Source organism: Amphibacillus indicireducens (genome assembly GCF_039539605.1).
Taxonomy (GTDB): domain Bacteria; phylum Bacillota; class Bacilli; order Bacillales; family Amphibacillaceae; genus Amphibacillus; species Amphibacillus indicireducens.
In genome coordinates this window covers 1-12,074 of record NZ_BAABDL010000139.1, presented here as the reverse complement: position 1 = coordinate 12,074, position 12,074 = coordinate 1, and the positions used below count along the sequence as shown (strand labels likewise).

Annotated in this window: 9 protein-coding genes, 1 pseudogene and 1 riboswitch; of the genes and pseudogenes, 1 reads left to right on the top strand and 9 read right to left on the bottom strand. The window is 36.7% G+C overall.

The window, feature by feature from the left end:
• Positions 1 to 239: 239 nt before the first annotated feature.
• The 6 genes from ABD814_RS12325 to ABD814_RS12300 all read right to left on the bottom strand — a co-directional run bounded on the left by ABD814_RS12325 (position 240) and on the right by ABD814_RS12300 (position 7,064).
• Positions 240 to 2,786, bottom strand: a complete 2,547-nt coding sequence (locus ABD814_RS12325; protein WP_344913702.1) for an ABC transporter permease — start codon at positions 2,784 to 2,786, stop codon at positions 240 to 242.
• Positions 2,783 to 3,466, bottom strand: a complete 684-nt coding sequence (locus ABD814_RS12320; RefSeq protein WP_344913699.1) for an ABC transporter ATP-binding protein — start codon at positions 3,464 to 3,466, stop codon at positions 2,783 to 2,785. The genes ABD814_RS12325 and ABD814_RS12320 overlap by 4 nt, the downstream gene beginning before the upstream one ends.
• Positions 3,467 to 3,547: 81 nt before the next feature.
• Entirely contained in the window at positions 3,548 to 4,552 is a 1,005-nt protein-coding gene (locus ABD814_RS12315; protein WP_344913696.1) for a sensor histidine kinase, read from the bottom strand.
• A gap of 1 nt (position 4,553) precedes the next feature.
• Entirely contained in the window at positions 4,554 to 5,234 is a 681-nt protein-coding gene (locus ABD814_RS12310; protein ID WP_344913693.1) for a response regulator transcription factor, read from the bottom strand.
• Positions 5,235 to 5,566: 332 nt separating this feature from the next.
• Positions 5,567 to 6,583, bottom strand: a complete 1,017-nt coding sequence (locus ABD814_RS12305; protein WP_344913690.1) for an NERD domain-containing protein — start codon at positions 6,581 to 6,583, stop codon at positions 5,567 to 5,569.
• A gap of 310 nt (positions 6,584 to 6,893) precedes the next feature.
• Entirely contained in the window at positions 6,894 to 7,064 is a 171-nt protein-coding gene (locus ABD814_RS12300) for a PspC domain-containing protein (protein ID WP_344913687.1), read from the bottom strand.
• A gap of 145 nt (positions 7,065 to 7,209) precedes the next feature.
• On the opposite strand from ABD814_RS12300, the gene ABD814_RS12295 reads away from it, so the two are divergent.
• The gene (locus tag ABD814_RS12295) at positions 7,210 to 8,556 is read left to right on the top strand and encodes a cyclic 2,3-diphosphoglycerate synthase (protein WP_344913684.1); all 1,347 of its coding nucleotides are present in this window, start codon (positions 7,210 to 7,212) and stop codon (positions 8,554 to 8,556) included.
• Positions 8,557 to 8,663: 107 nt separating this feature from the next.
• Here ABD814_RS12295 and ABD814_RS12290 read toward each other — a convergent pair whose 3' ends face one another.
• From ABD814_RS12290 to ABD814_RS12280, 3 genes and pseudogenes are all read right to left on the bottom strand, one after another.
• Positions 8,664 to 9,872: a M20 family metallopeptidase gene (locus tag ABD814_RS12290; RefSeq protein ID WP_344913681.1), complete on the bottom strand. Its 1,209-nt coding sequence runs from the start codon at positions 9,870 to 9,872 to the stop codon at positions 8,664 to 8,666.
• A 30-nt stretch (positions 9,873 to 9,902) separates the two neighbouring features.
• Positions 9,903 to 10,187: pseudogene (locus ABD814_RS12285) on the bottom strand (MetQ/NlpA family ABC transporter substrate-binding protein); the annotation flags it as partial.
• 291 nt (positions 10,188 to 10,478) lie between these two features.
• Positions 10,479 to 10,588: riboswitch (SAM riboswitch) on the bottom strand.
• 201 nt (positions 10,589 to 10,789) lie between these two features.
• A complete protein-coding gene (locus ABD814_RS12280) occupies positions 10,790 to 11,896 on the bottom strand; it encodes an MFS transporter (RefSeq protein ID WP_344913678.1) in 1,107 nt (368 codons plus the stop codon).
• Positions 11,897 to 12,074: the final 178 nt, after the last annotated feature.

The following is a 12,074-nucleotide window of genomic DNA, read 5'->3' as shown; positions in this document are numbered from 1 at the left end:
CCTATAGTCTGAACCCATGCTGGGCACACGATCCAGTGATAAAAGCTTGGAAAGCTTTTATCAATTAGCTGAGTTTAAGGAAGGCAAGCTAAAACCGTCACGTCGTGTGACGACGCTTGCATGACCTACATCCTGTAGGCCCGAAAGCGTCCGCCTAGAGTGGAAATCACCGCGTTACCTGCAACTCAATTGTTCGTATTTTATAGCCAATTAAGTCATTATGAAATTCATTCACTTGTCTACAAATTCTCCTGCTTCAAACCGTCAATAATGTTTTCTTTTTTAACTTTTGAGCCTGAGTAAAGCATGGCTGATCCGACGATGATAAATACAGCGATAAATGTATAGAGAATTGTTAGCCACGGTATTTCAAAAGGATACTCAAATGATACATCCATAGCTAGATAAATTAGATACATCACAGCAAGACTAATTGGTAGCCCGTACAACAATGCTTTGATCCCATAGAAAATACTTTCGTAATTAATCATTTTGTTAAAGCCTTTTGGTGTCATACCGACCGATTTAAGCATCGTAAATTCCTGTTTTCTTAATGAAATACTTGTCGATATTGTGTTAAATATATTTGCTATTGAAATGGCTGTGATTAATGTGATGAAGCCATAAATAAAGACTGAAATCAGTAAAAGATTTAACTCGTCTTCTTGTCTTGATTTATAGTTGTTATATAGATACATATCACTTGTTTTTATATTTTCAAGTTTTTCATGTGTCGCGATTGGATCGTCACTAGACAAATTGAAAACATATCTATTTTCTAATATTTGATTATTTTTATTTAAGTGATTCAATGTCTCTTCAGAAACAACCATCTTTATTTCTCCCTGATACCCGATCTGCACACCCATTGGCAGCTGATCTGTTAACGCGACGACTTCTATATCACCAAGGACTGTCTTGATATCCGCTTCCCAGTCATCATAGACAACTTCGATCGATTGTCCTGGTTTAATTGCTATCCCATTTGATTCAGGTGTGGCCGCTTTATGATTGATGATAATCCCTGTTGCGTGATCAGCCCGTACTAACTTGCTAACATCTATCCCTATTTCATCAGCATACGCCTGCAAGTTTTCTCTATCTAGAACATGCAATTTTAGATAAGCAAAATAGTCAGTATCTTCAGAAGACATCTGTTCTTCATTCAAAGTTGTTTCTAATGAGACTTCATGAACCAGACTCGTGCTCGTTACTTCTTCTAAAGATACGATAGATTGAATGAATTTGTCTGTAAATGGGGTGTCCTCGCCATCTCGAGCTAAAGAAACCAGTTCGATATCATAATTAAAACCACTCTGTCTCTGCTCTGTTGTCGATTTAATTTGATCTGTAAAAAATGACACTGTTAAAAACAAAACAATACTAACAACTAAAGAGAAAACAACAACAGAATACCTGCGTTTATTTCGCTTCAAGTTTTTCAAACCAAACTCCGCTTCAATTCCAAAGATTTTACGAACGAGACGAGATGTTCTTAATTTTTTACTTGTCATCTTAACATCCATCGTTTGTCTAATCGCATCAATCGCAGAGATTTTAGATGCTCTTTTGGCAGGAATATAGGTTGAAATGAAAATGGTTATTAGAGAAACTGCTGAAGCAATAATAAGCGACATTGGTGTAACAACAACACTCAAGTTTCCTGTAAACCCAAACGCATTTTCAATTAAAGGATTAATAAAATAAAAGGTGACCGCTATTCCTGCAAGACCAGTAATAAGTCCAAGCGGAATACTGAGTAAGGCAATCACAAATCCTTCAAAAAATACCGAATTTCGCTTTTGTTTTTTTGTCGCTCCGACACTAGATAACATTCCTAAATGACGCGAACGCTCCGACACAGAAATTGCAAATGCGTTATAAATTAGCGACACTGATCCAACGACAATCACAGTCATAATAATCGCTGATAATGAAAAGAATGTTGTTCTTAAATTATCATCACTAATGACACCATAGTAGCGCAATAAACTTTTGTTGATTGAATATTGCTCGATTCTCAATTGTTCTGCAAGTTGCTCTGCATTCTTGACAGCTGAACGATTAATTTTATTCCAAGCAACTGACGCGTTAACTGGTTCATCATTAGTCAAATAATCTTCTGATAAATGAGTTAATACAGTGTAACCCGGTGCAGATATTGGCTCCCATGTTGGGCGTTTCATTATCCCGACAATGGTAAACTCTCTTGTATGTTGATTTGACAATGTTTCTAGAGTCACGTCAGCTTCTCCTGTTACAAGTGAGCTAGATTGGTCTAAAAACTCATCATAATCAATAACAGTTCGCTGACCAATTTCTAATGTAATCGATTCACCTACCTCGTAACCCACTTTTCCATTTGTTTCAATGTGGGCTGAAATCAATAGTTCATTTTCATTTGTTGGAAGTTTTCCTTCGATTAATTCAATTGGAAACTTTTCAAATCCCTGCTCATTGTACTCTCTGACAAATAAATAAGGTTTATAATCATTTTCTCCGTCTACTAAATAGGCATAGCCTTCGTCTCTCGATAGAATAATTGATTTCGTGTTCTCATCAGCATGAATCGTTGCAAGTTGCTCTTGATTCACGTTCCGATAAAGAACGTGCCATTCACCGGTACGAGACATTTCTTGTTGTTGTAATAGCGACATAAAAGACACTGCCAAAGTCGAGACTGCAGTTAACATTGCAACAGATATAATCACACCAATAATGGTGACAAGTGTTCTGCGCTTGTTCTCCTTCAAATGACGTAGTGTTAATTTGCTAATGATATTCATGGACGAACCACCTCATCTTTGGCGATCTGACCATCTTTAATCGTAATAATGCGATCAGCCTGAAGCGCAATCCGTTCATCATGGGTAATCATGATTAATGTTTGATTGTACGTTTTATTAAATAGTTTCAGTAAATCAATGATTTCTTTGCTATTTTCACTATCTAAGTTTCCCGTTGGCTCATCAGCCAGTATGATGGCAGGATTGTTTATTAGCGCCCGTCCGATTGAAACTCTTTGCTGCTGTCCACCTGAAAGTTGATTTGGCAAATGACCCATTCTTTCTTCTAGGCCGAGCGTATCAACTACTTGACTATAATGGTTTTGATCAACTTTTTGGCCATCCAATAAGATTGGTAAAGTAATATTTTCTTCGACTGTTAGGACAGGAATCAAGTTATAAAACTGATAAATTAATCCGATTTGTCTTCGTCTAAAAATCGCAAGTTGCGTTTCGTCTAAATCATAAATATCGGTGTTATCGATAAACACCTTGCCACTTGTTGGTCGATCAACACCCCCAAGCAAGTGTAAGAGCGTCGATTTACCAGAACCTGACGGACCAATAATTGCAACAAATTCCCCCTTTTGAACCGTAAAAGAAACATTATCAAGCGCCTTAACCGCCGTTTCACCCTTACCATAAATTTTAGACAGATTTTCTATTTTCAAAATTTCCATTTGATAACCTCCATTAATAAGTGTTAAGTTCAGTTTATCTGCCTAAAATGACGTTCGAGTGACTTTTAAGTGACAATTTAGTCACTTAGTGATTTGTTGATAAAATTTTATCCGAAAAATTGTCCCTCTACCTTGTTCACTTGTGACGTCTAGATGTCCATTTTGGTTAGTCACAATCGAATGCGCCATTGCCATACCAATTCCTATGCTATCCTCATTTGCATTTTTTCCTTTGAAAAATCGATTGAACAAATAAGGAAGATCTTCCTTAGCAATGCCCTTGCCATTATCTTTAATGGTTAGTTCCGTATAAAGAATATTTTCAGTGAATGAGAGTTCAATTGTGCCTCCTTCTGGCGTGTGTTCGACACAATTTTTCAGAATATTAATGAGCGCCTCAACCGTCCAATTCAAATCTCCTACAAAGCTGACTCCCTCTTCACCTGTGACTACAATATTCTGCTCTTTAATCTCAATCGGTATTCTGAGTGGATCTAATGCCTTTTCAATTACATTTTTGACACTTATTTTGTCTCGCTTAAACGTGACTGTTCCAGCATCAATTTTTGAAAGTTTTAATAAAGAAGTTACTAGCCATTCGATTCTTTCTAATTGAGTACTGATGTTGTGGGTGAATTCTACTCTTTTAGCAGCTGGCAATTTTGCATCGCTCAACAAATCAGTCATGACAGTCATCGATGTCAGCGGTGTTTTTAACTGATGAGATATATCAGAGATCGCGTCTGTTAGATGAATTTTGTCTTTCCTTAACAATTCACTTTTCTCCGCTAACATTAAAGTAACTTTATATATATTGTTTTTCAAAATACTCAGTTCACCTTCGTGATTATCCCGAACATCAAGCATATAATCACCACTGCTAATTTTTTGTAAATAAGAAGATAGATTTTCGATTTCACGATATCGCCAAAATGTGAATGTGAAAACAGCAATCAAAATTAAAATTGACGCTATGATCACCGCAATAAGAGCAGATTTAGGAAGCCATGCTACACACGTGATCATGGTTATACTAATCACTATAATCGCAATAAACAAAACACGTATTTCTCGATTGCGCAGCACATTAATCACCTACCCTATATCCCAGACCTCGGACTGTTTTTATAATCGTTGGTTTTTGTGGATCATCCTCCAACTTCTCCCGCAAGCGTTTAATATAAACCGTTAAGGTATTGTCGTTAACAAAGTCACCCGCCACATCCCAAATCTGTTCCAACAATTGATTTCTTGAAAGAACCTGTCCTAAATGATTCGCGAAAATAAGCAGCAAACGATACTCTAAAGCCGTTAATGTTAACTCATCACCGTTTTTATATACTTTCCCTTCAAGCGTATTAATTTGAACATTGGAGATGTTGACTATATTCGTTTGTACCCGCTTTTGATAACGTCTCAAGACAGATTTAATCCTTGATAATAACTCCCGAACCCGAAATGGCTTCGTAATATAATCGTCCGCTCCCATATCAAGCCCCATCACAACACTCACTTCTTCATCCATAGCCGTTAAAAAGATCACCGGTATATCAGCCCGCGCCTTGACAATTTGGCACAACTCGTAGCCACTCCCATCTGGAAGCGATAAATCAAACAGACATAATGAAAAATGCTCCAAATCAGCTGTGATTACTTTTTTAGCCGATTCCACATCATAACAAATAACCACCTGATACCCATCCTGTTGTAATGAATACTCCAAACCTGACGCAATTGTTTTATCATCTTCTACAAGTAATATTTTCAAATTCGCCCCACCTTTCAAAACCCTTCTGTCCGTCAAAAACTGATTGATACAATAACTATACTATACATCTTTTCGAAAAAATGATTAAATTTGATTAGCACATCAAACCGAGGCTATTTCCGGTGTCTTAATATGAGGATTAGTTAAAAAGTTGATTGCATTAGATTCGATAAATCATCTTAGCGTCTAATCGTTGACCTTAGTTCTACTTTTCATCGTTAAGGGGATAGATTAACCCGCAACCATAATCTCTAGCTTGATTTGTTGATAGCATGAGGACTAGGTTAACAAAATAAAAGTGTCAGCACTATGTTTTTAGTGCTGACACTTTTTTAATTTTGATTGATAATTGCCAAAATTTCTTCTCCATAGTCTTTGGCTTTTTTGGGACCAATCCCTTCAACCTTTAACAACATTTCAATTGTCTTTGGTCGCTCAGTTATTAAACCATCCAAGGTTTTATTAGTAAAAATATAGAATGGCTTGATCTCAAGCGCTCTTGATTTCTCCAATCGATATTTAGTTAATTTCTCTCTTAGTTCATCATCGGATAATTTTTCTTCCGTAATAATAATTTTGTCCTTTGGATTTTCTTTAACTTCAATATAATATGATTCCAGATTAATTTGTTTTTCTTGAGCATTTTCTTTTAATACCTCTGCAATTTGATGTAACTTGTGATCTAACATATACACTGGTGATTCTTGCGTTAATTTTTCAGCTAAAAATGATTTAATTTGATCATGGCGAATAATACTAGACTTTAATTGTTTTGAGGCTTTTTTTGATATGTCTATAATCGTTTTCGGATTCGCAAAAGTGACGACATAGTATACTGGACAACGTTTAATCAGTCCCTTGTCTTTTAATAGTTTCTCTAGAGTAGCGACATGCCTTTCTGCCTGATTAACCGGACTATACATACCTTCCTTGCGAACAATCCGATTATTTCTTCGAATCACTCGTATAAACTCTTCTCTTTCAGTTAGTTCAATATCACCTACTAACTTCTTTACTTCAATAACAAGAATAAACTTATGTGTAATCACTACAAAATCTAATTGAGCTGTATATTCTCCAACTTCTAAATAGAGGTCATGCAAAATAATTGAAGGAATCATCGAATGCTGTAATTCAAACATGACACTTTTTTCTCCTGAGTGACCGATCGAAAATAACTTTAAATGTTCGTTTACTTTTTTTAGATCAATAGTTGTATCCTTACTAGTTGATAACTGCGTCAAATGGTCAATCATCAAATTACTTTCATCAATACCTTTAAAAACAATTGGCTCTTTAATATCTCTTCTTTCTGTCAGGATATTGAATGCATTTTTGAAAAATGACATAATCTCAGCTCCTAAATGTGTTTATCTTACTTTATTATAACAAAAATAGAATTAATATGGCTCTTGTCTAGGAACTAATACTTAAGTTTTGAATTAAATTTGATTAGCACATCAGACCGAGGCTATTTCCGATGTCTTAATATGAGGATTAGTTGAAAAATTGATTGCATTAGATTCGATAAATCATCTTAGCGTCTAATCGTTAACCTTAGTTCAACTTTTCACAGTTAAGGGGATAGATTAACAAAATAAAAAGCGTCAGCACTTAATGACGAAAACGTCGCGCTGACACTTTTTTTAACAAATCGATTTAATATTCAGGCAAGTATAAAGCTAAAATAATGTAAAGGATGATCGATGGTGAAACAAAAATAAAAAGCAACCTGACTGCAAGCGAAGAAATACCTAAGTATTCAGCGATTCCACCACATACTCCGGCAAAAACCTGATCCGTTGATGACTTACATAATGATCTTTTCATAGTTCCCTCCATATCGTTCCTTTATTAATAAACTTATTTCTTTCCTAATTTTATTATAACAATATTTTCTCGAAATAATTGTTGAATAATTATTCACTATGAAGTATAATTATAATAGTTAGTAAAACGGACAGAGGAGATTCCAGTGAAGAGAAAAAATGTGATCATTATTGGTGCGGCAGGTAGGGACTTTCATAATTTTAATACGTATTATCGAAATGATGCTAATTATAATGTTGTTGCTTTTACAGCGGCACAAATTCCTGATATAGATGGACGAGAGTATCCAAAAGAATTAGCTGGAGACTTGTACCCTGAGGGGATTCCAATATTTGCACAAGGACAATTACCAGATTTAATTAAAAAATTCAAAGTTGATGAATGTGTCTTCTCATTTAGTGATATTAGCTACCAAGATGTGATGGGAATTGGAGCGATTGTTAACTCAGCAGGCGCTGACTTCAAACTACTCGGTCCAAATCAGACGATGTTAAAAAGCAATAAACCAGTCATCTCAGTCACGGCTGTTCGGACTGGAACAGGTAAAAGCCAAACATCGAGAAAGATTATTGAGACGCTAATGGCACAAGGTCTAAAAGTTGTAGCAATTAGACACCCGATGCCTTATGGTGACTTAGCAGCGCAACGTGTTCAACGGTTTGCCACGATTGAAGATTTAAAAAAACATCACTGTACAATTGAAGAAATGGAAGAGTATGAACCACACGTATCAAGAGGTAATATCGTTTACGCAGGCGTTGATTATGAAGCGATTTTAACTGCAGCAGAAAATGATCCAGATGGCTGTGATGTGATTGTTTGGGATGGTGGAAATAACGATTTTTCATTCTATAAACCAGATTTGGCAATTACCGTCTTAGACCCACACCGCCCAGGACATGAGCTTCAATACTATCCTGGCGAAGTATGTTTAAGAACAACTGATGTTGCAATTATTAATAAGGTCGATAGTGCAACAGCTGAAGCGATTAAAATTGTTGAAAATAATATCAAAACGGCAAATCCAAGTAGTCTGATCGTAAAAGCTGAATCGACAATAACGGTCGATCAACCAGAACTGATTAAAGGAAAGCGGGTTCTAATCGTTGAAGATGGACCGACACTCACTCACGGTGAAATGAAAATTGGTGCTGGAACAGTTGCAGCCCAACGGCTTGGGGCGGCAGAAATTGTTGACCCGTCGCCATATCTTGTTGGAAGTTTAAAAGAAACATTCGCTAAATATCCACACATTGAAAACCTAGTCCCAGCGATGGGTTATGGTGAGAAACAGTTGAAAGATTTAGAAGCAACAATTAACAATACTGATTGTGATGCAGTGATTATTGGAACGCCGATCGATTTATCACGTGTAATTAAAATTAATAAGCCGACTGCTCGAATTCATTACGATTTAAATGAAGTCGATGGACCAAGCTTAGATAATATCTTGACTAATTTTCTCAATAAACAACAAGCCGAACTTGTATAATTATTAAATAGAATAGGTGTTGCGAATCCTACTATGAACTGCCTCTTGTCAAAAAAACAAGGGCAGTTCATTAAGGAAAAAGCAACACCTATTTTTCATTGTTCAGCTTAAGATAAAGACCGCTTTTGCTTCAGTGCTTGCTGATGGTCTTGTTTAACTTTCTCTAATAACTTTTGATCTGTTAGTAACCGATAACCAGTTAATGCAAGTGCTTTAGCACCAGTAATAATCGCTTGATCACCTTGCTCTGATTTAGCCGCTTCTCTAAATTCAACCGTATGACCCGCTAAATCATCTGGACCAATTTTAATGCCACCATGGGCTGTCGGGACTTCATAACTAATATTACCTGCATCTGTTGAACCTTTTCCTTTTCGCTTCTCCACAATAACGTTTTCACCAACTGCCGTTAGTTCTTCGGCTAAAACTTGATCTAAAACAGGTGTAGGAACTAAGTCTTTTACTACATTTTGGAATCGTTCAATGACGACTCTTGCTCCCGTTGCAAGTGCAGCCCCTTTTGCAATCGCCCGTACCCTTTCAGCAGTTTCCTCTGTCTTTTTCCATGACTCTGCTCGAATGTAAAAGCGAGCAGATGCGAATTCAGGAATAATATTCGGTGCATCGCCACCATGAGTAATAATACCATGAATTCGAACATCGTCCGGTAGTTGCTGGCGCAGTGCACTAATGCCATTAAACAATTGAATGACCGCATCTAACGCATTGACCCCTAGATGTGGTGCACCAGAAGCGTGTGCAGGCTTACCATAAAACTTAAAATCAAGCGGATCAACCGCAAGTGATTCGGGGGTTAATCCTGTTTTACCACCCGGATGAAGCATAAGTGCCACATCAACATCTTTTAAAAACCCTTGATCAGCAAAACTCCCTTTTGCACTACCATTTGGACCGCCTTCTTCTGCGGGTGTCCCTAACACAACGACTCTCCCGCCCGTATCATCAATCAATTCACCTAACGCAATCGCAGCCGCGACACTAAGCGTCCCAATAATATTATGTCCACAAGCATGACCTAAACCAGGCAATGCATCATATTCCGCTAGATATGCAATGGTTGGACCTGGCTTACCACTTTCCCTCACTGCATAAAAGGCAGTTTCGTGACCAGCAACACCTTTTTCAACTTCAAAACCAGCATTAACTAAATTTTCACTATGCAAATCACATGCAAAATACTCCTCATTCCCGATTTCAGGATTATCATGAATTTTGTGACTCGTTTCAACATACAACGCTTTACCCTCATCAATCGACTGAAACAAACGCTCTTTTACACCATTAACAACTGTCATTTTAAAATCCTCCTTATGATTTTTAAAAAATTATTCACCTTGCTTTAAATCTTCAAATAACTTCTCAATCTCTTCATCTGATAGTTTAATAATATAAGAGCCTCCATTCGTGTCCTTGGAGATTACTTCCTCAATATCAGGTTCTTGATAAAGCTCAACAATTTTTTTGTACACTTCATTATCTTTATCTTCCGCTTTAGCTGCGATTAGATTTATATATGGATAAACACTTTCATCTTCTCCTGACTCCCGGAAAATAGGATCTTCAGCAAGATCAAAACCTGCTTGCCCTGCAACCTCATTATTAATAATTGAGCCTGTAACATCCCCGTGAAAAGCGAACCTGTTGCTTTTCGGAACGAATTAACTCTCAAACTAAGGACCTGTGATTAAATTTCCCGCGTGTACAAATAAAGTCAATATGGATAGAGAACAGTCCATCTTTCTTACCATACCAACGTATACTTGCACATTTTGATCTGCGAAAGTTGAGTAATCAATTAACTCTCCCCTACTTAAACACTTATTTATCACTCAGCAACAAAAAATCCCTTCTTTTCGTGTGATGAAAAGAAGGGATTCTCAGAATATATAAGAAACCGCCCTTTCTCATCTTTCAAATGCATTCAGCACTTGTAGGAATTGGCACAGTATTCATGACGAATCTGTTGCCGAGATATCATAGGGCCTAGTCCCTCCATCTCTCTGGATAAGAAAATGACAAACTATTTAGTTTTTAAAAAAATATGTAAAACCAATTATATACGGATAATAAATAAAGTCAACTGTTTTTCAGAATTTTAAATATTCTTTTGAAAATTTTAATAATTTAGATAGTTATATTTCAAACTTATCAGAATGACAACAACCAATTTTAAATGTTTAGCTAAGCAAAAACCAGGGGTCAAAGCGCATCTTCAACTCGATGCGCCTTGATTTAATTTTATCGAAGCGAATAGATAAGCCGAGCAAAGTGTTAAAACAAGTCCACTAATGAAAAATGATGTGAATAACGTTGGAAAAAATGCTGGGATAAAGACACCAAAAATCAGACCAAATGTACTGAAGCAAGCTAACAGACCATAAGCGATTCCTCGATTTGCTTGAACAGAACCGTCAACAACTAGGGTTAAAATCGAGGACAAAACAGCAGCGAACCCGATCCCGTATAGAATGATCACGATAAATAGTAACGTTTTCAGCTTAAAAACTCCAAGTAGAAATAGACAAATTGCTTGAATCAAAACGCCGACAGTCATTAATAGTGATTTTGAAAACCGCTGATCAAGTCGGTTGATTGGCAATACATAAATTAAACTACTTACAAGTGCAACTGTAACCAACAAAAGCAGAAATAAATGATTGTCATAACCTAGCGCGTCAATTTTTACCGGCAACAAATACGCAAGCGCTCCATTCACAAACATGAACAATAGTGCCCCTCCATAAGCGAAACCGATCTGTTGTTCATTTAATAAACTTTTAACTAGATTTAACGTTGCTGAAAGTGTCCTGTTTTCCTCGGTGACTTTTGACTCAGACGGCAAAAGTACCAAAACTAAAACTGCAGCGATAATCATTAAAATACCTAGTGGCACAACGACATAATTCTGACTAAATTTCGGCTCAATCATTAAACCAAGCACCGATCCAACTATAAGCGCAAGTGCAATACTTAGACATGAAAATAAAATCAAGCGATGCTTGGTTGTATCGTGCTTAAGTTTAGCTAGATAAACAAATGGTACAGGTAATAGCAACCCACTAGCTAATCCATGAAAAAAATGAAGCAATTGTGCATCAGTCAGCAGGTAGCCCAATAAAATAAACCCAGTCGCGAATAAACCAATTGCGCCAATTAACTTGAAATCAAATTTATCTAGACAAAAACCTGAGATCAAGCTACCGAGGATCAGACTCAGCCCGTACAGAAGGAAAGCTAATGTAAAGAGACTGATCAGTGTTAACTGAAAAAGGACGTCTATCAAAGCGACAACAATCAATAGATAAATAAAATAGATCATCGATTTCAACTCATTTCTTAGAAAAGTTCAACAAAGTACTTCTTTGTTATCTCTATTACTCTATGATTTCCAAATTGAAGTAGAACAAAACATCAATCATTCTAGTTAATTGAGATAGGGGGAGGTGACTAACCTCCGTCCCTCTCACACCACCGTACATACGGTTCTCGTATACGGC

Bases quoted from the DNA above. Each gene is read 5' to 3' on its own strand.
- ABD814_RS12325 (WP_344913702.1), bottom strand. From the start codon at position 2,786: ATGAATATCATTAGCAAATTAACACTACGTCATTTGAAGGAGAACAAG.
- ABD814_RS12320 (WP_344913699.1), bottom strand. From the start codon at position 3,466: ATGGAAATTTTGAAAATAGAAAATCTGTCTAAAATTTATGGTAAGGGT.
- ABD814_RS12305 (WP_344913690.1), bottom strand. From the start codon at position 6,583: ATGTCATTTTTCAAAAATGCATTCAATATCCTGACAGAAAGAAGAGAT.
- ABD814_RS12300 (WP_344913687.1), bottom strand. From the start codon at position 7,064: ATGAAAAGATCATTATGTAAGTCATCAACGGATCAGGTTTTTGCCGGA.
- ABD814_RS12290 (WP_344913681.1), bottom strand. From the start codon at position 9,872: ATGACAGTTGTTAATGGTGTAAAAGAGCGTTTGTTTCAGTCGATTGAT.
- ABD814_RS12280 (WP_344913678.1), bottom strand. From the start codon at position 11,896: ATGATCTATTTTATTTATCTATTGATTGTTGTCGCTTTGATAGACGTC.